Origin of the sequence: Lipingzhangella halophila, from assembly GCF_014203805.1 — a bacterium.
GTDB lineage: Bacteria > Actinomycetota > Actinomycetes > Streptosporangiales > Streptosporangiaceae > Lipingzhangella > Lipingzhangella halophila.
On record NZ_JACHJT010000001.1, the window covers coordinates 5,777,122 to 5,799,033 of the forward strand.

At 71.0% G+C, this 21,912-nt stretch carries 20 protein-coding genes; 5 read left to right on the forward strand and 15 right to left on the reverse strand.

The annotated features are described in order from the left end of the window. Positions 1-46 precede the first annotated feature (46 nt). The 8 genes from F4561_RS26260 to F4561_RS26295 form a co-directional block, all read right to left on the reverse strand. Complete coding sequence (locus F4561_RS26260; protein ID WP_184582692.1) at positions 47-850, reverse strand: cupin domain-containing protein; 804 nt, start codon at positions 848-850, stop codon at positions 47-49. Further along, positions 847-1,860 carry a DUF6807 domain-containing protein gene (locus tag F4561_RS26265; RefSeq protein ID WP_184582694.1) on the reverse strand — a complete coding sequence of 338 codons (1,014 nt, stop codon included), beginning with the start codon at positions 1,858-1,860 and terminating at the stop codon, positions 847-849. Before F4561_RS26265 ends, F4561_RS26260 begins: the two co-directional genes overlap by 4 nt. 101 nt (positions 1,861-1,961) lie before the next feature. Continuing rightward, the gene (locus F4561_RS26270; protein WP_184582696.1) at positions 1,962-2,102 is read right to left on the reverse strand and encodes a hypothetical protein; all 141 of its coding nucleotides are present in this window, start codon (positions 2,100-2,102) and stop codon (positions 1,962-1,964) included. Beyond that, positions 2,096-3,208 carry a Gfo/Idh/MocA family protein gene (locus F4561_RS26275; protein WP_184582698.1) on the reverse strand — a complete coding sequence of 371 codons (1,113 nt, stop codon included), beginning with the start codon at positions 3,206-3,208 and terminating at the stop codon, positions 2,096-2,098. Before F4561_RS26275 ends, F4561_RS26270 begins: the two co-directional genes overlap by 7 nt. 169 nt (positions 3,209-3,377) lie before the next feature. Then, positions 3,378-5,840, reverse strand: coding sequence for a beta-xylosidase/alpha-l-arabinosidase (locus tag F4561_RS26280; RefSeq protein ID WP_184582700.1), 2,463 nt, complete (start codon positions 5,838-5,840; stop codon positions 3,378-3,380). Positions 5,841-5,909: 69 nt separating this feature from the next. After that, positions 5,910-6,836 (reverse strand): carbohydrate ABC transporter permease, encoded by a 927-nt coding sequence (locus tag F4561_RS26285; RefSeq protein ID WP_312885548.1) that lies wholly within the window; start codon positions 6,834-6,836, stop codon positions 5,910-5,912. Continuing rightward, positions 6,833-7,735 carry a carbohydrate ABC transporter permease gene (locus F4561_RS26290; RefSeq protein ID WP_184582702.1) on the reverse strand — a complete coding sequence of 301 codons (903 nt, stop codon included), beginning with the start codon at positions 7,733-7,735 and terminating at the stop codon, positions 6,833-6,835. The genes F4561_RS26285 and F4561_RS26290 overlap by 4 nt, the downstream gene beginning before the upstream one ends. After that, positions 7,732-9,000 (reverse strand): ABC transporter substrate-binding protein, encoded by a 1,269-nt coding sequence (locus tag F4561_RS26295; RefSeq protein WP_184582710.1) that lies wholly within the window; start codon positions 8,998-9,000, stop codon positions 7,732-7,734. The genes F4561_RS26290 and F4561_RS26295 overlap by 4 nt, the downstream gene beginning before the upstream one ends. A gap of 146 nt (positions 9,001-9,146) precedes the next feature. Between F4561_RS26295 and F4561_RS26300 the strand changes: the two genes are divergently transcribed. Beyond that, complete coding sequence (locus tag F4561_RS26300; protein ID WP_184582712.1) at positions 9,147-10,196, forward strand: LacI family DNA-binding transcriptional regulator; 1,050 nt, start codon at positions 9,147-9,149, stop codon at positions 10,194-10,196. 74 nt (positions 10,197-10,270) lie between these two features. Here F4561_RS26300 and F4561_RS26305 read toward each other — a convergent pair whose 3' ends face one another. The 4 genes from F4561_RS26305 to F4561_RS26315 form a co-directional block, all read right to left on the reverse strand. Beyond that, entirely contained in the window at positions 10,271-11,425 is a 1,155-nt protein-coding gene (locus tag F4561_RS26305) for a Gfo/Idh/MocA family protein (RefSeq protein ID WP_184582714.1), read from the reverse strand. A gap of 206 nt (positions 11,426-11,631) precedes the next feature. Next, on the reverse strand, positions 11,632-11,760 hold the full coding sequence (locus tag F4561_RS33445) for a hypothetical protein (protein ID WP_281384125.1): 129 nt from the start codon (positions 11,758-11,760) through the stop codon (positions 11,632-11,634). Positions 11,761-11,886: 126 nt separating this feature from the next. Then, on the reverse strand, positions 11,887-12,279 hold the full coding sequence (locus F4561_RS26310) for a hypothetical protein (protein ID WP_184582716.1): 393 nt from the start codon (positions 12,277-12,279) through the stop codon (positions 11,887-11,889). A gap of 26 nt (positions 12,280-12,305) precedes the next feature. After that, positions 12,306-15,077 carry a helix-turn-helix transcriptional regulator gene (locus F4561_RS26315; RefSeq protein ID WP_246438080.1) on the reverse strand — a complete coding sequence of 924 codons (2,772 nt, stop codon included), beginning with the start codon at positions 15,075-15,077 and terminating at the stop codon, positions 12,306-12,308. 411 nt (positions 15,078-15,488) lie between these two features. On the opposite strand from F4561_RS26315, the gene F4561_RS26320 reads away from it, so the two are divergent. Then, the gene (locus tag F4561_RS26320) at positions 15,489-16,319 is read left to right on the forward strand and encodes a hypothetical protein (protein ID WP_184582720.1); all 831 of its coding nucleotides are present in this window, start codon (positions 15,489-15,491) and stop codon (positions 16,317-16,319) included. 95 nt (positions 16,320-16,414) lie between these two features. Here F4561_RS26320 and F4561_RS26325 read toward each other — a convergent pair whose 3' ends face one another. Then, entirely contained in the window at positions 16,415-17,494 is a 1,080-nt protein-coding gene (locus tag F4561_RS26325) for a CDP-alcohol phosphatidyltransferase family protein (protein WP_184582722.1), read from the reverse strand. 315 nt (positions 17,495-17,809) lie between these two features. On the opposite strand from F4561_RS26325, the gene F4561_RS26330 reads away from it, so the two are divergent. Beyond that, positions 17,810-18,232, forward strand: coding sequence for an HIT family protein (locus F4561_RS26330; RefSeq protein WP_184582724.1), 423 nt, complete (start codon positions 17,810-17,812; stop codon positions 18,230-18,232). 244 nt (positions 18,233-18,476) lie between these two features. Continuing rightward, positions 18,477-19,295 (forward strand): hypothetical protein, encoded by an 819-nt coding sequence (locus tag F4561_RS26335; protein WP_184582726.1) that lies wholly within the window; start codon positions 18,477-18,479, stop codon positions 19,293-19,295. A 140-nt stretch (positions 19,296-19,435) separates the two neighbouring features. Here F4561_RS26335 and F4561_RS26340 read toward each other — a convergent pair whose 3' ends face one another. Then, complete coding sequence (locus tag F4561_RS26340) at positions 19,436-20,269, reverse strand: class I SAM-dependent methyltransferase (protein ID WP_184584204.1); 834 nt, start codon at positions 20,267-20,269, stop codon at positions 19,436-19,438. A 254-nt stretch (positions 20,270-20,523) separates the two neighbouring features. On the opposite strand from F4561_RS26340, the gene F4561_RS26345 reads away from it, so the two are divergent. After that, the gene (locus F4561_RS26345) at positions 20,524-21,090 is read left to right on the forward strand and encodes a helix-turn-helix domain-containing protein (protein WP_184582728.1); all 567 of its coding nucleotides are present in this window, start codon (positions 20,524-20,526) and stop codon (positions 21,088-21,090) included. 91 nt (positions 21,091-21,181) lie between these two features. Here the strand turns inward: F4561_RS26345 and F4561_RS26350 are convergent, their stop codons facing one another. Continuing rightward, positions 21,182-21,664, reverse strand: coding sequence for a GbsR/MarR family transcriptional regulator (locus F4561_RS26350; protein WP_221445631.1), 483 nt, complete (start codon positions 21,662-21,664; stop codon positions 21,182-21,184). Positions 21,665-21,912: the final 248 nt, after the last annotated feature.

Sequence of the window (21,912 nt, forward strand, 5' to 3'; positions counted from 1 at the left end):
CGGCATCCTGGGCACGGTCCCGGCTCGTCCCGAGTCCTCGACACTGCTAGCCGATCGGCCGGGCGCCGTCGAGGTCCCAGACCTTGAGCAGGCCGCACATGCCGTTGCGTAACGGGCCCGGTGGGGACTCCGCGGTGTAGACGGTGGCCTCGCTCAGGTGGCTCCCCTGTCCCTGCGCCAGGTCGTCCAGGTGGCGGCCGGTCGCGTTGGCCTGGCCGAGCGGGCCGCGTTCCCAGTGGTGGTGCCACCCGGCGGCCTTGTCGCGCACCAGCCGCACCGCGGCCGCGTGCATCTCCGCCAGGCCGCGGCCGCCTTCGGCGCTGACCCGGTCGCGCAACGCCAGGTAGCCCTCGATGGCCAGGTCCCGGCGGTGGCGTGCGGCCCGCGACATCGCCGCGTGCGCCGTCGCCGCGTCAGGGAAGTCCGCCGCCGCGGGGATGGCGGTCGCCCGCTGGTACTCGTCCGGGTCGGCCAGCACGCGCGGCGGGTAGGTGAGGATCGCGTCGCCCGCCTCGGGCAGCCCGGCGTTCTGCATGACGACGACCAGTTCGAGGTCGCCACTGCGATTCACCAGCCGGTGCACGGTGCCCGGTGTGAACCACAGCAAGGTGCCCGGCACGAGCGGGGTCTCGCGGAACCCGGCGCTGCTCAGGGTTTCCAGGCTCCCCTCACCGCGCAGGACCACGTACCCCTCCGCCGAGGCGGTGTGCAGGTGCGGGGAGCCGCCCGCCAGGCCGTCCTCGGTGGGCCAGTCGTAGACCCGCAGGTGGCTCACCGCGGTACCGCCGGGGAACCCAACGGGGGCGCTGGCCCCCAGCCCGTCCCCGGGTAGCTGGTTCAAGGCGGTCATGGCGCACCTCCCCGCATCCGGATCCGCGCACCGTCGAGCTCGACCCGGCCGAGTTCGGCGAGCCCCGCCGATCCGGATCGTTCCCGGTCGCCGTCGGCGATGACGACCGCGTAGCGGTACGACAACGGAGTGTCCGGCTCGGCCATGACCTCCTCACTGAAGAACGGGGCCGGGCAGACACAGGCGAATATGCCGGTGCGCACGAACCACTGGGTGGGGTGGCCCGGATTGTCCGGCGCGTCGACGAACACCAGCGTCGAGGAGCGGTCATTGCCGTCGTGCCGCCCCGCGAAGGCCAACCACGGAGCGCGCACCCCCATCAGGTCGTCGCCCCCTTCCATCTGGGGACTGTAGACGCGGCCGCCGCTGAACGAGCGGGGGCCGCGCCAGAACAGGCCGCCGTAGCCGGCGTTCTCCCGGCCTTCGGTGGTGGGGCTGCCGATGGGGATGGCGTCCTCGGTGCGGTTGCGGAACGAGGTCTCGAACACCAGGGTCCACGCCTGGCGGGCGAGGTCGACGGTGGCCTGGAACGTCCGGTGTTCGGTGAACCAGGTCTGGCCCTGCTCGGTGATCCAGTCCAGGTGCTCGCTGACCACGGCCGTCTCGCCCCGGGTGGTGTCGAGGCGGTCGAACTCGCGGTGCAGCATGGTGCCGTCGTTGGCGAGCTGCTGGTACCCCTTGTCGCGCACGTAGGTGGGCCCGCCCCAGAGGTTGGCCGGGCCGACGTTCGGCAGTGACCAGGCGATGCCCTTGTGCCAGACGTGGTCGTGCGGCCGGTACAGGCTGACGAGGTCGCCCCCGAGGGTCCGCACCGGGTGGAAGTAGGGGCGCGGCGACTCCAGTTGGCGGTCCCAAGGCCGGTACACGTAGCGGGTCAGTTCGGCGCCGTCGTGGGTCAGCAACAGCGAGCGCTCGTGCTCGTGCACCAGTCCGATCCCTTTGGCAGCGGGTTCGGCCCCCTCGTTCGCGGCGTCGGCGGGGGCGGCCGCGGCGCGCTGGTCGATGGTCATCCGATTCTCCGTTCAGGGTGGTGGCCTGCGCGGCGGTCCGGATCCCGCGGTGGGGACGGACCCGTCGGTGACCGGTCCGTCCCCACCGCGGGGTCGCGGGATCAGTCGATGAGGTACTGCTCGGGGGTGGTCGGTACCGGGTCGTTGTAGATGCCGGAACAAGGGCCGCGTGCCGCCTCCTCCCGGCCGGGTGCGGTGGAGCGCGCCCGGGCGGCACCGTGGGGATGGGCGGTGGTCACCATCGCGGACCGTCCCCGTCCATGCGGCCGTGGAAGGGTGAGTCCGCGCCGAGGTCGGCCGGGGTGATCGGGCGCCGCTGGAACGCTGAGGCGTAGACCCCGGCCACCAGCCGCATCGTCCGCAGCGACTCCGCGGAGGTGACAGGCGGAGCCGTTCCGCCCTGAACGGCGGCGATGACGTGCCCGAGCTGCGCGGTGTGCCCGCTGGCGACTCCGGCCTCGCCTGCCTTCCACGCCGCCGTGACCTGCTCCTCGAATCCCGGGGCCGGGGTGATGCGCCAGTCCTCGTCGCCGTAGCCGTACAGGTGGGTGAGCTCGATGGTCGCCCGCTCCAGGTCGATGCGGATGTAGCTCTCCTCGCGGGGCGACACCAGGCTGTTGACCACGCTGGCGACGGCACCGTTGGCGAAGGTCACCCGGGCGAGCGAGACGTCCTCGGTCTGGATCGTGCGTGCCTGCTGGTGGGCGCTGGCCGACACCTCGGCCCAGTCCCCGAGGAGCGCCGCGAGCAGGTCCATCTGATGGATGCCGTGGCCCATGGTCGGTCCGCCGCCTTCGGTCTCCCAGCGGCCGCGCCAGGGGACATCGAAGTACGACTGCTCCCGGTACCAGGTCGTGTGGCACACCGCCACCAGAGGCCGGCCCAGGTCGCCCGACTCGATCAGTGCCCGCGCCCGCTGGGCCCCGGAGCCGAACCGGTGCTGGAAGAGGGTTGCGAACCACGGTCCCCGCGCGCCTTCGGCCGCGGCCATCGCCTCCAGTTCGGCCAGGCTGAGCGCCGGCGGTTTCTCCACCAGCGCGCTGGCGCCCGCCTCCAGGCACGCCAGGACCTGGGACCGGTGCAGTCCGGGGGGCGTGCAGACGTGGACCAGGTCCGGCGAGGTGGCGCTCAGCATCTCCTCGACGTCGCGGTAGAGGGCGTCCAGGCCGTGGCGGCTCCCGAAGCGGGTCAGGTTCTCCTCGTCGACATCCGCGGCCGCGACGACCTCGACCTGGTCCGGCATCGACGTCAGCGCCTCGATGTGGAAACGGGCGATATTGCCGGTACCGACGATCGCCGCGCGCACCAGAGGGGCCGATGCGCCTTCCATCCGAAGGGGGGTGCCCATCGTTCTCCTTATCGCTGGGGGATGTTCCGCGGTGGCTCGCCAGGCCGGCACCGGTGCGCGAACGCTGCCGCACCACTTTTGGGAAGCGTTTTCCAAGCAGGCGTGAGACTCCCCTCTCGAGTGGTGCGGATCCGCGGGAGCCAGCATACGGCCAACAGGCCGCGGGGCATCAGGTCAGGTGCATGGCGGACTCCTCTGGTTCCCGTACCCGGACCTCGCTCGTGAGGTGCCGGGTGTGGTCGACAGTACGTGTCGGGCCCTCAAGGCGGACCTTGACCGTGTGCCGCACATCGGCGCTCGACGCCGCCAGGGCCAGTTCCAGGTCACCGCCCTCGACAATGCGGCGGCCGGGGACAGCGGTGTAGCTCGCGAGGTCGGCGTGCACGACGAACTCCAGGTACCGGGCGGCGCCCGGCTCCAGGTGCACCCGCGCGTAGCCGACGAGCCGGCGCGGCGGCCGGGTCACCCGGGCAACCGGGTCGCTCAGGTAGAGCTGCACAACCTCCGTACCAGCGACGGCACCGTCATTGCGGACCGTGCACCCCAACGTCACCGCCTCCTCCGTGCCCGCGACCGCCGGCTCCGCACCCGCCGCCGGATGACCCTCGATTCGCGGGTCCTCCCAGGTGAACCGGGTGTAGGAGAGGCCGTGGCCGAATGGGTAGAGCGGCGTGGGGTCGACCGAGCTGACCTCGCTGCGGTGCGCGAGCGGCGGACCGATGAAGCTGGCCGGCTGCGCCCCCGGTGCTCGGGGCACGGCGACCGGCAGCCTGCCGCTGGGGTTGACGCGCCCGGCCAGGACTCCCGCGACCGCCGAGCCGCCTTCCTCACCGGGGAAGAACGCCTGTACCGCCGCCGCGAGCCGGTCGGCGACCCCGCCGAGGGCGTAGGGCCGGCCCGCGAACAGCACCAGCACCACCGGTGTGCCGGTCTCCAGCACCGCTTCCAGGAGCTGCTGCTGGGCCCCGGGAAGCCGCAGGTCCTCGCGGTCGCACCCTTCGCCCGAGGTCCCCCGGCCGAACAGGTCGGCGCGGTCACCGAGGACGGCGACACATACGTCGGCCGAGCGCGCGGCGGCCACGGCCGCGGCAATGCCGGACGTTTCGGTTCCGTCGGTGTCGCAGCCGCGCTGGTAGTCGATCCGGGCCCCCGGGATCTCGGCCCCCAGCGCGTCGAGCAAGGTCGGGATCCGCACGCCATCTGGGGTGTCCGGGTAGCGGGCGCCGATGTGGCTGGGGAAGGAGTAGCAGCCCAGCATCGCGTGCGTGGTGTCGGCGCTCGGACCGACGACGGCCAGGCGCGGTTCTCCCGCCAGTGGAAGCGTGCCCTGGTCGTTGGCGAGCAGCACCACCGACTCCTCGGCGAGCCGCGCGGCGAGGTCCCGGTGCGCCGGCGGGTCCAGGTCGATGCGCGCGTCCGCGCTCTGCCCGTCTCCGGTGCCGGCTCCCGGGTCACTGGCGGGCAGCGGTTCCCATCCGGGGTCCAGCAGTCCCAGTTCGCACTTCTGGGTGAGGACCCGCAGGGCGGCCTGGTCCACCACCTCCTCGGGGACGTCCCCCGAACGGACCGCCCCGGCCAGGTGGTCCCCGTAGCAGTCGACGTCGGGCAGCTCCACGTCGACCCCGGCCGCGATCGCGAGCGCACCGGCCCGCTCCGATGACTCCGCGAGACCGTGCAGGGTCCGCAGGAACGTCACCGCGAAGTAGTCGGAGACTACGGTGCCGCCGAACCCCCACTGGTCCCGCAGCAACCCGGTGAGCAGCCAGTGGTCGGCGGCCGCGGGAACGCCGTCGTTGTCGTTGTAGGCCTGCATGACCGACTCCGCGGCTCCGTCGCGCACCGCCATCTCGAACGGGGGCAGCAGCACGTCGGCCAGCTCGCGCGCGCCGACCGAGACGGGGGCGAGGTTGCGCCCGGCGCGCGATGCCGAGTAGCCCACGAAGTGCTTGAGGGTCGCCACGATGCCGGCCGACTGCAACCCTCGGACGTATGCCGTGCCCAGGGTCCCGACCAGGTACGGGTCCTCACCGATGGTCTCCTCGGTGCGGCCCCACCGGGGGTCGCGAGCGACGTCGAGGACGGGGGCGAGCCCCTGGTGCACCCCGACCTGGCGCAGGCTCGCGCCGATCTGCGCGGCCATCCGCTCCACCAGCTCGGAGTCGAACGACGCACCCCACGCCAGCGGGACCGGGTAGATCGTCGCTCCCCAGGTGGTGAAGCCCGCGAGGCACTCCTCGTGGGCGAGTGCCGGGATCCCGAACCGGTTCGCGGCCCTGATCTCGCGCTGCGCCCGGGCCAGCGACTCCCGCCCCGTCGCGGGGTCGATCGGCGCGGTTCCGAACGGGCGGGTGAGCTGGCCGAGGCCACCGGCAATGGCCCGGTCCCAGTCGACCGATTCGCTCGCGATCTCGTCCTGGTGCGGCGCGACGGCCCCGCCGCCCGCGTCCGCTCCCACCCAGAGTCCGTTGAGTTGCGCGACCTTCTCCTCCAGGGTCATGAGCCGGAGTAACCGCTCGGCCCGCTCGGTGGCCGGGCGTGCGGAGTCCCGCCACGGGGCGGTCTCGTCCGCGGCGCCGACCGGTGTCGGGCCCGTGCCGTCGGGCTGGCCGGCGGGCTCGGGAAGACGCGTCATTTGTCGCCCTTCTAGTTCGGTGCTCCGCTGTGGCGGAGGCTGGGGTGCCGCTGTGGACCCGGGTACGGGCTACTTGCCGCCGACGCCCATGAGGCCGGCGACCAGGGAGCGGCGCGCGATCAGGTAGACGATGAGGATCGGGATGGCGGACAGCACTACGGCGGACAGCAGGGCGGGGATGTTCACTCCGAACTGGTCCTGGAACTCGAACAGCCCCAGGGTGATGAGGCGGTTCTCCTCCGACTGGGTGAGCAGGAACGGGAACAGGAAGCCGTTCCACGCCTGCAGGGCCGCGTAGATGCCGACCGTGCTGATCCCGGAGCGCGACATCGGCAGCACGAGCTGGACGAAGATCCGGACCGAGCCGGCGCCGTCGATCGCCATGGCCTCGTAGAGGTCATCGGAGATGTCGCGCATCGACCCGGTCAGGATGAGCACGCACACCGGGAGCGCGAACGCGGCGGTGGGCAGCACGATCGCCATGAGCGAGTCGTAGAGCCCCAGCTGGTTGATGATCAGATAGACCGGGATCACCACCGCCTGCAACGGGATCGCCAGGCCGAGCAGGAAGACGCGGAAGATTCCGGTGGTCCAGCGGGTCCGGGCGCGCACAATGGCGAAGGCCGTGGTCGTGGTGAGGGCCACGACGATCGCCACGACGGCGACCGTCACAAGCAGCGTGTTCCACACGAACCCGAACAGGCCGCTGTTCAGAGCGGTGACGTAATTGTCCAGGGTCGGATTGTCCGGAGGCACGAGCGGGTTCGACGCGATGTAGTCCTCGTAGGGCTGGATCGTGGCGACCAGCAACGAGTAGATCGGAACGCCGACCACGAGCAGCCACACGAACGCACCGGCCCCGGCCAGGACGTTGTGTCGGCGCGAGCCCGCGCGCAGCGAACCCCACCACCCCCGCCCCTGCGGGCTCGGTGCGGGGGTGTCCCCGGTGGTGGGCTCGGCCTCGGGTGCCGGTGCCACCTGCGACGTGCCGGTCACATGCCCTCCCGTGTACTGCGCATCGAACCGAACCCGGTGAAGCGGACCATGGCGAGCGAGACCGCGGTCGCGACGACGACGAGCGTGCACGCGACGGCGCTGGCGTAACCCAGCCGCGTGGCCACGAAGCCGGACTCGTACATCAGGTAGGGAACGATGGTGGTGTGGTGCTTGCCGCCCGTGATGACCAGCACCGTCTCGAAGTAGGTGAGCGTGCCGACCACCATCAGCACCGATGACGTCGTGATCGTGTTGCGCAGCTGGGGCAGCGTGATGTGCCAGAACGCTCGCGCCCTGCTGGCGCCGTCGATCTCGGCCGCCTGGTAGAGCGACACCGGGATCTGCCGCGCGCCCCCCTGGTAGAGGAGGGTGTGCAGCGGGATGAACTGCCACGCGGTGACGAACACGATGACCAGCAACGCCGAGGGCGAGTCGCCCAGCAGGTTGGGGAACCACCCGACATTGGACATCGGGCCGAAGTTGGGCTCCAGCAGGGCCCGCCACAGGATCGCGATCGCCGCCGTCGACAGCAGCAGCGGGACGAAGAAGATCGCCGAGAGGATGGCGCGGTTGCGCTGCGGGCCGGCCGCCCACACCCCGAGGAGCAGGCTGATCGGGGTCTGCACCAGCCAGGACAACGTGGTCAGGGCGGTGCTGAGGCCGACGGCTTCCCGCATGGCGGGGTCGCCGGCTAGCTCCTCCCAGTTTTGCGTGCCGATGAAGTCGGGCGTGCCCAGGCCGTTCCAGGCGGTCAGGGAGAGGTAGGCCACGAGCACCAGGGGCAGCAGCGCGAACGCGCCGAAGAACAGCAGCGCCGGCAGCGCCCAGACCGCGCCCGGACGCCCCACCCGGGAGCCGGAGCTCCCGGGTAGTCTCCGGCGTGTGGTGGTCAGGCTCACTGCTGCTGCTCCGCCATGGCGTCAACGAACTCGTCCGGTGTGCTCTCGCCGATGAACAGCTTGTCGATCTCGTTCAGCATCGCCTCGGACACGTCGGCGTCGAGGGACTGGTCCCAGGAGAGCTGGAAGTGCGGAGCGTCCTGCACCAACTCGTACTGGAACCGCGCGAAGTCGGGGTTGGGGCTGTCGTCGAGGTACTCCTCGGCGTCGGTGGTCGTGGGGACCTCGCCGTTCTCGACCATGTCGCGGACGTACTCCTCCTCGGCGGTCGCCTTCAGGAACTCCTGCGCTTCTTCGGTGTACTCGCTGTCGGCGGTGACCGAGAAGTAGTTGGTGGGGTTACCGGTCACGTTGGCGGGGTCGCCAGCGCCTCCGGAGACCTCCGGGAACGGTGCGTAGCCGAGGTCGTTCTCGGCGAACTCCTCCGCCTGGTCGAGGTGGGTGGAGTACTCCCAGGAACCCATGAGGTGCATCGCCGCGTCCCCTTCGGAGAGCAGCGTCGACGCCGCGCCCTCGGTGAAGCTGACCGAGGAGAAGTTGTCGCCGAACGCGTCGCGGTTCACCAGCTCCTCGACGCCTTCCGCGGCCTGCAGCATCGCCGGGTCGCGCCATCCTTCGGGGTCGCCCGATTCGATCTGCTGGAACACCTCGGGCCCACCGTTCCGGTCGACCAGGTACTGGAGCCACATCTGCATGGTCCAGGTGTCGGCCCCGCCCAACGCGAACGGGGTGATCCCCTCGTCGTTGAAGGTGTCGACCAGCCCCAGGAGGTCCTCCCAGGTCTCGGGCGGCTCCGCGCCCACGTCCTCGAACACGGCCTCGTTGTAGAACAGCAGTACCGGCTGAGTGCCGCGCATCGGGACGCCGTACTGGACGCCGTCGATCTGGGCCTCCTCCAGGACGGAGGGGATGAAGGACTCCTCGAACTCCGGGTTGTTCTCCATCATGTCGTCGAGCGACAGCAGCATGTCCTCCTCCACATAGGGGCGGATGTTGCCGCCTCCCCAGTTGAAGAAGACGTCGGGCTGGTTGTTGGAACCCATGACGGTGCGGACCTTGTCCTCGTAGGTCTCACCGGGGACCTCGTCGACCACCGCCTCGACATCGGCGTCCTCGTTGAACCTCTCCACCGCGTCCTTCTGCACGACGGCGAGGCTGTCCTGGTACATGTACACGTGCATCTGCCCGTCTCCCCCGCCGCTACAGGCGGTGAGTGTCAGGGCTAGAGCGAGCGACCCGGCAGCGCCGGTCCGAAGCGTGGTCATCCGCACTCGCCTCCGAAACTATCGGAACTAATATCGCAAATTTCATGTGAATTTACGGCCGCAGGGCGGGCAGGTCAATACCTCCTTGAGAGACAGATCACCTCGGCACGAACCCACGCGCGTGGGGTGGAGTATGATCAGAGGCTGTGACAGCAGATCCGACACCGGTTTCGCACGGCACCGCCGAGTCCGAGCCGATCACTATCTCGAAAATTGCGGAAGCCGCTGGCGTATCGGTGCCGACAGTGTCCAAAGTCCTCAACGGCCGGTCCGACGTCGCCCCCCAGACCCGCTCCCGCGTCGAGGAACTCATAAGCCAGCACGGCTACCGGCGCCGCCGGGGCCCGGGGAGCGCCCGCTCCGCGACCATTGACCTGCTCTTCCATGAGCTCGACAGCGCGTGGGCGCTGGAGGTGATCCGCGGTGTGGAGCGGGTGGCCCGCGCCGAGAGCCTGAACGTCGTGCTCGCGGAGTCCGGTGGTGAGCAGACCCCGGACGACGCCTGGGTCGACGCCGTTCTGGCGCGCCAGTCGACGGCGGCGATTCTGGTCCTGTCCAAACTGTCGCTGGCGCAGAAGGAGCGCCTGTCCGCCCGCGGCATCCCGTTCGTCGTCGTCGACCCTACTGGCGACCCGGGCGAGGACACCCCCTCCATCGGCGCGACCAACTGGAACGGCGGGCTCGCCGCCACCCGGCACCTCATCTCCCTCGGCCACGAGCGCATCGCCGTGATCGGGGGTCCCAAGAACATGCTGTGCAGCCGGGCCCGGATCGACGGGTACCGCTCAGCGCTCGACGCCGCGGGGCTGCCGACCGACCCCGCGCTCATCCGCACGGGCGACTTCCACGTCGAGGGTGGCCGCGACGAGGGACGCCGGCTGCTCCTCCTGGACGACCCGCCAACGGCGGTCTTCGCCGGAAGCGACCTCCAGGCCATGGGCCTCTACGAGGCGGCGCGCGAGCTGGGCATGCGCATCCCCGACGACCTCAGTGTGGTCGGCTTCGACGACCTGCCGGTGGCCCGCTGGGTGGGCCCGCCGCTGACGACCGTCCGGCAGCCGCTCACCGAGATGGCGGAGGAGGCGACTCGCCTCGCGCTGGTGCTCGGCCGCGGCGAGCGGCCCGGGAACCTGCGTCTGGACCTCGCCACGGACCTCGTCGAGCGGCAGAGCACGGCGCCGCCGCGGCCCCGGTAGCCGCACCCGGCCCCTTGTTCCGGGGTCGGGCGAAAGCAAAGACGCGTCCGCCCAACCCCCGGAAACGAAGAGCGCTACCCCGCAGCGGTGGACGTCAGCTCGATCCGGCGCCCCTCCTGCGACGAGCGCAGCCCGGCCTCGGCGAGCTGGATGCCGCGCGCGCCGGCGTGGATGTCGTAGGGGTGCTCGCCGCCAACGACGACGTGCCGCACGAACTGCTCCCACTGCGCCCGGAACCCGTTGTCGAACTCGTCGTTGTCGGGCACCTCAACCCACTGGTCCCGGAACGGTTCCGCCACCGGGAGGTCGGGATTCCACACCGGCTTCGGGGTGAACCCGCGGTGCTGCGCCCGGCAGCGGCGCAGCCCCGCGACCGCACTGCCCTCGGTGCCGTCGACCTGGAACTCGACCAGCTCGTCGCGGTTCACCCGCACGCACCACGAGGAGTTGATCTGGGCCACGATGCCGCCGCTGATCTCGAAGATGCCGTAGGCGGCGTCGTCCGCGGTGGCGGTGTAGGGCTGGCCGGCCTCGTCGCGGCGCTCGGGGATGTGCGTGACCGCTTTGGCGGTCACCGCGGTCACCGGGCCGACGAGCTCCTCCAGGACGTAGTTCCAGTGGCAGAACATGTCGGCGACGATGCCCCCGCCGTCCTCAGCGCGGTAGTTCCAGCTCGGGCGCTGCGCCTCCTGCCAGTCCCCTTCGAACACCCAGTACCCGAACTCGCCGCGCACCGAAAGGATCCGGCCGAAGAACCCGCCGTCGACCAGCCGGCGCAGCTTGCGCAGCCCCGGCAGATACAGCTTGTCGTGCACCACACCGTGCCGGAGCCCGGCCTGGTCGGCCAGCTTGCCCAGCTCCACCGCGGCGGCGACGGACTCGGCTACCGGCTTCTCCGAGTAGATGTGCTTACCGGCGCCGATGGCGGCACGCAGCGCGCTCTCCCGGGCGGAGGTCACCTGCGCGTCGAAGTACAGGTCCACCGCGCTGTCGGATAGCGCGGTGTCGAGCTCGGTGGTCCAGCGCTCGATGCCGTGGCGCGCGGCGATGGCGGCGAGCTTGTCACTGTTCCGCCCGACGAGGACCGGTTCGAGCTGCACGCGCTGGCCGCCGGGAAGCTCGACGCCGCCCTCATCGCGGATCGCCAGGAGGGAACGCACGAGATGCTGGCGGTAGCCCATCCGGCCGGTGGCCCCATTGACCGCGACGCCGAGGGTGGTGGTTGCCATGAGCCCAACCTTTCACGGAAAACGCTTTCCCTCAGCGTACGGCAAACGCTTCCCGACTGGCACCTCTTTTCGCCGCTCCACTGTGGAGCACGCCCGCACCGAGGGCGCGCCAGGGCAGCGGGCCGCACACCCCAGTAATGCCCCGCATTTCCCCGCACTCCGGTGATTTCCCGGATGCGCTACCCCGCCCAGGGTCCGCATAGTGGTCACACCACGGCCATCCGGCCGATCAGGAATACGACGCGCTCCTCGAAGACGCGGGCGGGAATGCGGCCGGCCGAGCCAGCCGCGTCGCCACCGCCCGATGGCGGCGTCTTCGGGGAGGGCAGCGTCAACCTCCGCTAATCCCGGCCCTCGCTCCCCCTCTCTCGAGTCGGTCCCCGCCTCGGGTCCGCGGGCCAGGTCCAAGCGGTGGCGCCCCCGCCCGGTGTGCATGGCCGGGCGGGGGTACGCTGCGGCGCTCAGGCCGGCGGCACTCGGCCGCCGCGCGAGGCCACATTGTCGAGCAGCGTCCACCCGTCCAGCTCCGTGGCCGCGGAGCCCTCCGGACGCCAGCCGACCGCGCACGCCTCGTCGAGCAGCGTCCGCACAGTTCCCGGAGCGTGCAGGTTGTGCACGGCACCGCCGCTCGTTCGCACCGCGCCGGAGTGCAGGTAGCCGTCGGGAACCAGCCGGCCCAGGGACGCGTGGAAGACGATCAGGAGCCGGCCGTTGGACGAAAGGAGCCGGATGGCGAGCGTCTCTCGGCATCCCCGGTACCCGCCGCCGTGCTCCTGGTGCTCATGGCGGACCGTCCAGAGGAAGGTCTGGCCACCGGCGACCAGGCGCCGAACCCTCTTGCCCCCGCGGCCCATGCCGTGGATCGTACCGCTGGTGCGGGTCAGTCCCGCGAGATCAGGCGCGACAGCTCGACCCGGGAGCGCACGTCGAGCCGGTAGAAGATGTTGCGGAGGTGGTGCTCCACGGTGCGCGGGCTGATGTAGAGCTTGGCGGCGACCTCGCGGTTCGTGGCGCCCTCGGCGACCAGCATCGCGATCTGCTCCTGTTGCGCGCTCAGCGACGACACCCCCGTACGGTCCTCCGCACGCTTGGTCTCACCGGTGGCGCGCAGCTCGGCGCGTGCCCGGGTGGCCAGCATCTTGGCGTCCAGATGCTCGAACACCTCCAGCGCGCAGTGCAGGTGCTCCACCGCTGTGCTCGGCGAGCGCTGGCGGCGCAGCGCGGCGCCGTAGAGCAGGTGGGTGCGGGCGTACTCGATGCCGTTGTGACCGCCCGATTGGTGCAGCCGCAACGCCTCCTCGAAGCGGTCGCGCGCCTCCTCCCCGCTGGCGAGCAGAGCGCGGCAGCGGGCGAGCAGCGCCAATCCGTTCGGGCTCCCGGTGCTGGTGGCCCAGCGCTCGTACTGGGCCAGCGGCGCAGCGGCCCGCGCGGGCTGCTCGTTCAGCACCGCGGCCTCGACGAAGTGCGGGATAGTGAGCATCTGCACCGCCCAGTGGCTCTGCCCCGGACCGCAGCGCGACAGGTTACGCAGCCGGTGGACGGCCGGGCCGGCCGCGCCCTTGGACAGGTCCAGGAAGGCCAGCGCCCACGTGCTCAGGGCCACCGGAAGTCCCAGGCTGTTCCGGGTGCCCTGCTCGGTGGCGTCGCGTGCGCGCTCCTTGCAGGTCTCCTCGTCTCCCTGGATCGCGGACAGCATCGACAGCGCGGCGGTGAGGTGGGTGACCCCGTTGGTCTGGCCGGTCTCCCGGGACAACCGCAATCCGGTCAGGCAGTGGCCGATCGCGGAGGCGTGCCGTCCCGTCCAGAACTCCGCGTAGACCAGGAACTCCAGCGCCTGCGGGATCAGGGCGTGCGCGCCGCGGGCGCGCGCCTGCTCCACCGCCCTGGTGGCCAGAGTGTGGGCGCGCGGCTCGTCGCCGAGGAGCAGGGCGCAGATGCTGGCCCAGATGAGCTCGGTTGGCTCGTCGTTCTGCTCGGCCAGCGCCACCGCCCGCCGCAACGGGCCGATCGCGGCCTCGTAGTCGCCGCGGAAGACCGCGTCCGAGCCGATGATGTAGGCGGCACCGGCCAGCATCGCGGGCGGGTCGTCGGTCTCGGAGAGGTCGGCGACCCGCTGGGCCGCCTCATGGTGCCGGCGCCGGTCCCCCGCGAGGGACGCCGCCTCCGCGGAGCGGATCATCGCCCGCAGCGCGTTGGGGCGGTCGTGCGGCTCAAGGGTCTCCGCCGCCTCGCGCAACGCGAGGTGCGTATCGATGGCATTGTCGCTGCGCAGCGAGATATGACCGAGGATCAGCTCAAGCACACCGCGGGGATGGCCCGCGACGGTGTGCGGCCGGTTGCGGTCCAACAGGGACCGGGCGCGGTGCGGCTGCCCGGCGAGCCAGGCGTGGTGGGCAGCGCTCGACAGCCGGCAACAACGCAGCCACGAAAGGGGTGTGAGCTCGGCGGCACGCTCCAGTGCGGCGGACGACGCCTCGTAGCCGTGGCTCTCGCGCATCGCGTCGACGCGGGACATCAGCTCGGCGGCCAGCCGCGTGTCGGGGCCGCGCGCGGCGGTGGCACGGTGCCAGGCGCAGCGGCTGGGGTCGCCCTGCCCGTCCAGGGTCTCCGCGAGCCGGGAATGTGCCGCACGCAGCCGGTGCAATGGCGTGTCCTGGTAGTACGCGTCGCGCAGCAGCAGATCGGGAAAAGCCACCCGGCCATCGCGTACCCGGACGATTCCGCGCTCCTCCGCGGGTTCCAGGTCGAGTACCGAGCCGTCGGTGTCCTTCATCGCCCGCACCAGCGTGTCGACCGGCAGCTCCGAGTCAGCGGCCGCGAGCAGCAGCAGTTGCAGGGTCGGCTCGGGCAGGTCGTGGACGCGCTCCAGGTACTCCTCGATGAGGTCGCGCCCCAGCGGCAACGGGCTCGGCAGCGGCTCCTGTCCGGTGAGCTGCGCAGCGGACAGCTCGTCGAGAACGCTGCGCGCGGCGCCGGGGTTGCCGCGTGCGGCACGCAGCAGCTCGGCGCAGACCGTGTCGGTGGGCTCCACCGGCGCGGCGTCGCTCACCAGATCGGCCATCTCGCTCTTCGGCAGGGGACCCAGCACCAGCGCGGGCACGCCGGGCAGGACCGGCTTGCGGTGGGCGTCGCGTGCGGCGCACAGCAGGGCGATCGGGTCGTCGTGGCGCAGCCGGCGCGCCACGAAGGTCAGGATCTCCAAAGAGGGCGCGTCGAGCAGGTGGGCGTCGTCGACAAACGCCGCCACCGGCGCGGCGCGGCTCAGGTGCAGCACCAGTTCCAGTACCGCCACCGACAGCGCGAACCGGTCGGTCTCGGCGACCCGGCCGGTGTCGAGCATTTGCCGCAACAGCGCGCCCCGCTCCTGGGGCAACTCGCCAGCGCGGTCGGCGACCGGTAACAGCATCTGCTGCAGTCCGGCATACGACAGGTCGGACTCGGTACGGACGCCCGCCGCGAAAAGCCGCAGATGGCCAGTGGCTTCCTCGTAGCCGGTGCTGAGCAGTGTCGACTTCCCGGTGCCGGGCGCGCCGATGAGGACCAGCGCACCTGACTGGCCAGAGCGCGCGCCGGCAAGGACGGACGTAGCGCGGCCCATCTCGTCGGTCCGGCCGCGCAGCGTTGTAGGAGTGACGTAGGCAACACTGTGCATCACTCTGCTGAGTATCAGTGATTCAGCGGCTGTTTGGGAGGGTTCACGAGCAAAGATTGGTGTTTCGGTCTGTGGGGCGCGATTGCGGCGGTCGGACAAAACCACCCGTTAGGGTCGCCGGCGGCACTGGCCACACTGGGCAGCACCGCCTCGCCCACTTACCCGGAACCTCTTCGTTCGGCCCGGCCCGCAGCCGGGTGACCAGTGGCGACCCGCCGGCCGCGGTGACGCCGGGAAAGGGATCGCGCCGGTCCGCGCCACCTGGCGCAGGTAGCATCGCCGTGCTCCCCGCCATCGCCGCGGACCGGGAAGGCCACGCGCCGGATCCCCGCTTCGCCGGGCACCCGGTGTGCTCTCCCCGCGGCGGGCTCCGGAACGCGACCGCGCGCCGTCGAAAGGGCGAAACCCGAGATGATCCTTCTGGCCCTGATCGGCGTTATCGGACTCGCGTTCCTCTACAACGCGCGCAGCGCCGGCCGCCTCGCCGATACGCTGAGCCGGACCGAGGCGCTGACCGCCCAGGAAGCGTTCCAGGCCGCGGCGTCGACACAACAGAACCCGGTGGTCACCGTACGCGGGCGGACAGCCCTCCTCTCGCGGCGTCCGGAGGCCGCCCCGCTCAGTGAACACCAGTGCCCCTGGTGGGCACTGCGCGTGCGCCCACTGCGGCGGTGGATCCGCGGGGGACGCGTCCCGATGTTCCCGCGCGAATGCCGGTCCGATGCCGCGTTCGCGGTCACGGACGGCGCGCATCGGGTGCGGGTGGAGCCCGCCGGACTCGTCGCCTACGGCCATCCCGCGTCCGAACGCGTCCGGGAGCCGATGCCGGGCGCGTTCTCCTCGGCCCCCCTGCCGCCGGCGACCGACCGAGTGCTGCGCAGATGTCCCGAGCTGCGCGACCTGGTGGACAGCCGCCGGCAGCGCGCGGTGGAGCTCACCGAGTGGACGCTGCGGGAGGGCGAGGAGGTCGCCATAACCGGGGAGCTCGGGGCCGCCCCGGACACCAGCGAGATCGTGCTGCGCCGCCATCGCCCAACGCGTCGCGGCCGCGCCACGGTCTTCGGCATGACTCCGGGCAAGGACCACACCGATGTCACTGACCTTCGCTGGAGGGAACGGCGGGCGCGATGGGTCGGCGGCGGTTTCACCCTGTTCGGCTTCGGGCTCCTGCTGTTCGCCCTGCCCTCATTCTTCACCGATCTAGCAGCCGCGATCGCCGGAGTTACGGGGCTGGCTCCGTAACCCGCAGGGCATGCGGATCGCGACAGGGTTCCCGTGAGCGTGTCATGCCGGGAGCCGGGCAATGCCGGTGCCCGAGACCGCCACTGGTGTCCCCTCTACCGTGCGACCACCGTGGTGGCGTCGGCGTCGCCCCCGCTCGGGAACGACGCCTCACTGGCACCATTGGTGGCTGCGGTCTCGTCCCCGAGCGGGGATGCCTCCTCCATCGCACTGACGACGCGGGTGAACTCCTTCGTGGACAGCCACAGCTTGTAGACGAGCAGCGCCTCGAACGCCAGCATGCCCGCGGCCGACAGCGCGATCGCGGTAAGCATGCCGGTCGTGGTCACCGCGCCGACCAATGGCGCGATGATGAACGTCCCCATCTGGAACTCGATACCGCTCACCAGGTGCGGGCGCACCCGGTGCCGCATGAGCGTGTCCCTGAAGCGCGCGTACCACGGGAAGCGCGAGAAGAAACCGCGCTGCAGCTCGGTAGCCTGCACCCGCGTGGCCCGCGCGTTCGTCCCCAGCACGGCGACCGGTTCGCCCTCGGCGTCGAGCGCCTCGTCGTTCTGCTGTGCCGAAAGGGTGTCGTTGAGCTGGTGGACCGCCTGCCGCGCGAGCGTGGCCCGCTCATCGTCGGCGGTTGCCTCCTCGTCCTCGTCTACCGCCTCGCCGTCGCGGATCGCCCGGGCGATCTTCTTGCGCATGGCGGCGCGCACCTTGGCCATCTGCGGCCCGTTGAGGTAGCGGAACATGTCCGTGAACACGATCGCCACCGCGAACCAGATGAAGACCTGCTCCCCGCTGACCGCGTACTGGCCCCCCATGAGTGCGATCGCGCACACCAGCACGCGCATCCGGTCGAAGACGTAGTCCAGCCAGCTGCCGAAGATGGTGCCGTTGCCCTTCAGCCGGGCGATCTTGCCATCCATGCAGTCCAGCACGAAACTGAGGTGGAACAGCAGTGCGCCCGCCACGAGCCAGGGCCAGGACGCCATCGCGAAGCATCCGGCCGCGCCCAACCCGAGGACGAGCGCCGCCACGGTGAGCTGGTTCGGCGTGAGTGAGGTCCGGTTCGCCGTGCCCACCACGAGGCGCGAGGCCATCGGGTCGACGAGGTAGACCGTCCACCACGCGTCTCGGGATTTGTAGGTGCGTTCCTGCACATCAGTCAGGCTGAACTCGGACACGCTTATTCCTCCGTGGGATTCTTGCGGGGATATGGAACGCGGGAGCACCGGGCGCCGTACAGGAAAACCCAGCTGGCCGCGCGAACCCTGCGGTAGGTTATGCGACGGTGAGCGAAAGATGAACTCTCAGAAGTTACTGGTGACGTGGGGGTTTCGCACACAGATCGTAGGACGTCCCACCGGCCGTTCTGGTTGTCCCGCCGACTGTTTTTTGTCGCATCTCTGCGCAGGTGGGCGAGAACGAATCGGCGCGGAGCGCCGCGCGGTGACTCCGGTTGGCGGCGCCGCGGGCGGTCCGGCGGCTATCCTCGACGGGTGTCCCAGTCTGATCACGATTGCCTGTTCTGCGCCATCGTCACCGGAGAGCGGCGCGGGCACATCGTGTCCGCCGACGACGCCGCGGTGGCGTTCCTCGACAGCCGCCCGCTGTTCAAGGGACACGTGCTGGTGGTCCCGGTGCGCCACGTCGAGACGCTCACCGACCTCCCCCACACCCGGGTCGGCTCGTTCTTCGGCCGGGTCCAGGACATTACCTCGGCGGTGGAGCGCGGCCTTCAGGCGGCCGGGACCTTCGTCGCGATGAACAACAGGGTCAGCCAGAGTGTGCCGCACCTGCACGTACACGTAGTCCCGCGCCAGCGCAAGGACGGGCTGCGCGGCTTCTTCTGGCCCCGGACCAGCTACGGCAGCGATGCCGAGGCCGACGACTACGCCGCGCGGGTCCGCGACGCCCTCTAGGCGCGGCCGGGCTGGGGCCCGAGCGTCGCATCCTCTCCCCGCGGCGCGCGGCCGCACGACCGGACCGGGCACAGCGGGAGCGCGAGCACAGCCGCGGCGCGCACCGCCACCGCGGTTCCCCGGATCCCGGGAACGTGGCGGGCCTCCCCAGGATCTTCGCGAAACCGGTCGTCCTACCGATCGACAGGCGGAATCGGGCGCCCCTAGTGTGTCGCCTTCCCCGCTCGTTTGGAGGCCGCCAGACATGTCCGCAAACCACTCTTCCTCCGAAAATCCAGGCCCGTCCCAGGACTCCGCGGCGTCCTCGACCGGGCACGGTTCCTCCCCGGGCACGGCAGGGGCACCCCGCAGCGGGCGTTCGGAGCCCCGCGATACGGCTCCGGAACCCGCCCAGCGCGAGCGGCGTTCCCGACGCAGGGGCACGCTCATCACCGGCAGCGCCGGCGGAGCGGCCGTGCTGGCCATAGGCGCGATGGTGCTGGCTATGTCGCTCGGCGGCGAGGACCCCTATGCCTCGGTGGGCGCGTGTGACGAGCTGCTCACCGAGGACGTTCTCTCCGGGGCCGAGGGGATGGCGGGTGCCGGGATCGAGGAGGAGCAGAACTCCTTCGAACCGTCCGGGGACGGCGAGGCCGTCGAGTCGCTGGAATGCTCGGCGGTCAACGAGAGTGACGAGGCGGCCGTGGACGTCACGTTCTCCCGCTTCGACCCGGGCACCGCGAGCGACGGCTACGCGGCAGTGCACGAGGAGCGCGAGCAGTCGATCAGCGAGCTCGCCGAGAACTACGGTGTGGATCTCGGCCAGGACGGCGCGGGCGACGAGTCCGAGGTCACAACGGAGGAGATCCCCGCCGGCGACGGTGGTCGGGCGTACTCGATCGAGGGCATCGACTCGGTCGGGATGCCCCGCACCAGCACCGCCGTCTACTCCATCCGGAACCTGAACGTGCACGTGACCTACTTCGGCGGCCGGGACCTGTCCACCAACGAGCACATTGGCGTGGTGACCGACATCAGCAAGGCTGTGGAGCGGCGGATCGCCAGCACCACCGAGACCGAGTGACCCGTCCGCACCGCGCCGATCCCCGGGCGCACCGCGGGCGAGACCGGTGGGATGCGTCCGTGGCGGGCGCCGGCTTACCCGGATGACCACGCGCGGTCGCCGGTGCCCCTCCCACCGGCCCCCCAGCGGGGCGCCGATTGTCAGCTTCCGGGGCGGCGGCCGAAGTGCACGGTCTTCGCGACCAGCACGAACATATCCGGTCGCCGGTCCACCCCAGCTGGGCTGGCCGGGTCGAGCAGGTGGTCCAGCGCTGCCACGTCGTCGGCGTCCAGGCTCTCGCCAAGGCCGTGGCGGTACCGTTCCAGCAACCGCCGCACCCACAGCCGCGGCCCGTCGGGCAGCGGCGCGGGGTGCTCCACCAGGAAGCTCGCGCTGTACGCCTCGGTCAGCCCGGCGGCACGCAGCATAGCGGGCCAGTCCTCGGTCACCGCCACCGATCCGGGCAGCTCGTCCCGCATCCCGGAGAACCGGTCGGCCATCGCCGCGTCCAGCCGCTCCTGCAGGCCGGGACGCCCGACCCCCGGGTCGCGCGGGAAGAAGCGGGCCGGCAGGCCGCCCTCCACGATGGCCAGCACACCGCCGGGTTCGAGCAACCCGGCCAGGCGGCCCAGGGCCGCCTGCTGGTCACCGACGTGGTGCACGAACTGCCCCGACCACACCAGGTCCGCCGGACCGAGGTCCGCGAGCCCTTCGGGAAGCTCGGCCGCTCGGGTCCGCAGCCGGACGCCGAGGCGCTCGGCCCTTTCCTCGGCGCGGGCCAGGAGCTTCGGCTCCCCGTCCACCGCGGTGACCTCGGCGCGCGGGAACCGCGCCGCCAGTTGGCAGGCCGCGACGCCCGGGCCGCTGCCGATATCCAGGACCCGGCGCGGGTCGGGGTGCCGCAGCTCGTCGAGGGCCTGTCGCACGTATGGGAGGTACACCTCCCCCTCGAGTTCGAGGGTGTCGGCCATCGCGGCCCAGTCAATGTCGTGCATCACACCGCCTCCGGTAGGTTATCCGCGATCAGCTCCGGGTGCGCCGCGGCACCGGCCGCGGCGCACCCGGGCGGTGGGATCAACAACGTTTCCGACCGCCCGCACACCCGGGACGCTGGTCCGCCCTTCGGGACCGCCCAGGCCGGTGAGCAGCCGATGACTAGTACTTCCTCCATTGTTGACCCCTCCTGGACCGACACTGCGCCCAGAAAGGCCGACTTGACAAACTTTGTTGCCGTTTCTGCAATAGAGGGATGGACGAGGTGCTCGCTGCGGTCGGAGCGCGGCTACGACACATCCGCCAGCAACGCGAATGCACTCTCGCGTCACTGTCGCGGGCCACCGGGATCTCAACCAGCACTCTGTCGCGGCTGGAGTCAGGTCAGCGCAAGCCGAGTCTGGAGCTGTTGCTGCCGATCGCCCAGGCGCACCAGGTGCCGCTGGACGAGCTGGTCGACGCGCCGCCGGTGGGCGACCCGCGGGTGCGGCTGAAACCCGTCCGGCGCGGGCACACCACGTACGTGCCGCTGACCCAGCAGCCCGGCGGGCTGCAGACGTACAAGCTGGTCTTCGGCGCTGACCGCAACGAGCCCGACCCGCGCACCCACGAGGGGTACGAGTGGCTGTACGTGCTCAGCGGGAAGCTGCGGCTGGTGCTCGCCGACCACGACGTCGTGCTCAAGAAAGGCGAGGTCGCCGAGTTCGACACCCGGTTGCCGCACTGGTTCGGCAGCACCGGGGAGGGGCCGGTGGAGATCCTCAGCCTGTTCGGGCCGCAGGGCGAGCGCATGCATGTCCGCGCGCGGCCCCAAATCGGGTAGCGCGCCGGCCGCGGCGTGCTTCTCCGATGGGATCATCGGTTGTGCCGCGCCGGACCGCTGCGGCCCGTCCAGCGCGGGCGGCCGCGGAGGGTCAGCGAGTCTCGGAGGCCTGCCGTTCGGCGCGCTGCTGCTTCCACCGTTCGATCACGGCCGGAAGCTCATCGAGCAGGTACGCGTAGAAGTCGCGCATCAGCTCAAGGCGCTGCCGAGCGTTGCTGCCGGGCTCGGTGGTCTCGATGCCCTCCTGCGCAAGGCTCATCATCCCTTCGAGCGCATGGTTCTGCCTGGTGAACATCGTGGTCCAGGCGTCGTCACGAAGCCGGTGGTGGTCTCGCCGGCTGCCTGCGGCGGGGACACGCTCGACCAGGCCCACCGACATGAGGATCCTGATTGCACCGGACACCGAACCGGGACTGACGTCCAGCTCCTCGGCGACCTCGCCCTGGGTGAGCGTGGGTTTCTCGGTGAAGATGAACGTGGCCATCACCCGCGAGGCCATGCGCTGCATGCCGTGCTCGGTCAGAACGAGGGCGAACTGCTCGGTCGTCTTCCGTCGGTCTTCGCTCAGGGACAATGCGGTGGTCTCCTCTCCCCTACGGAACCAGCAAGAGTACCGAGCGTTTCGTCCGTACCCAATTTTCGCAAATATTCGAATCCTACTAACCCTGAGCTATCCCGCTCCCGGCCAACCGGCGCGAACACTACCGGAGGCCACGAGCCGGCAAGGCCACCTCCGCCGCGGATACTGGAGCCGCCAGGGCCGCGGGGCGATTCGGCGGGGAACCGGCCGGCGCCCGCTGAGCGCGCCATGGCGCTGGCCCG

Coding starts and splice junctions, on each gene's coding strand:
- F4561_RS26310 (WP_184582716.1), bottom strand. CDS start 12,279: ATGGGCCGCGGGGGCAAGAGGGTTCGGCGCCTGGTCGCCGGTGGCCAG.
- F4561_RS26280 (WP_184582700.1), bottom strand. CDS start 5,840: ATGACGCGTCTTCCCGAGCCCGCCGGCCAGCCCGACGGCACGGGCCCG.
- F4561_RS26295 (WP_184582710.1), bottom strand. CDS start 9,000: ATGACCACGCTTCGGACCGGCGCTGCCGGGTCGCTCGCTCTAGCCCTG.
- F4561_RS26265 (WP_184582694.1), bottom strand. CDS start 1,860: ATGACCATCGACCAGCGCGCCGCGGCCGCCCCCGCCGACGCCGCGAAC.
- F4561_RS26320 (WP_184582720.1), top strand. CDS start 15,489: ATGATCCTTCTGGCCCTGATCGGCGTTATCGGACTCGCGTTCCTCTAC.
- F4561_RS26315 (WP_246438080.1), bottom strand. CDS start 15,077: ATGCACAGTGTTGCCTACGTCACTCCTACAACGCTGCGCGGCCGGACC.
- F4561_RS26270 (WP_184582696.1), bottom strand. CDS start 2,102: ATGGTGACCACCGCCCATCCCCACGGTGCCGCCCGGGCGCGCTCCACC.
- F4561_RS26260 (WP_184582692.1), bottom strand. CDS start 850: ATGACCGCCTTGAACCAGCTACCCGGGGACGGGCTGGGGGCCAGCGCC.
- F4561_RS26345 (WP_184582728.1), top strand. CDS start 20,524: ATGGACGAGGTGCTCGCTGCGGTCGGAGCGCGGCTACGACACATCCGC.
- F4561_RS26340 (WP_184584204.1), bottom strand. CDS start 20,269: ATGCACGACATTGACTGGGCCGCGATGGCCGACACCCTCGAACTCGAG.
- F4561_RS26335 (WP_184582726.1), top strand. CDS start 18,477: ATGTCCGCAAACCACTCTTCCTCCGAAAATCCAGGCCCGTCCCAGGAC.
- F4561_RS26275 (WP_184582698.1), bottom strand. CDS start 3,208: ATGGGCACCCCCCTTCGGATGGAAGGCGCATCGGCCCCTCTGGTGCGC.
- F4561_RS26305 (WP_184582714.1), bottom strand. CDS start 11,425: ATGGCAACCACCACCCTCGGCGTCGCGGTCAATGGGGCCACCGGCCGG.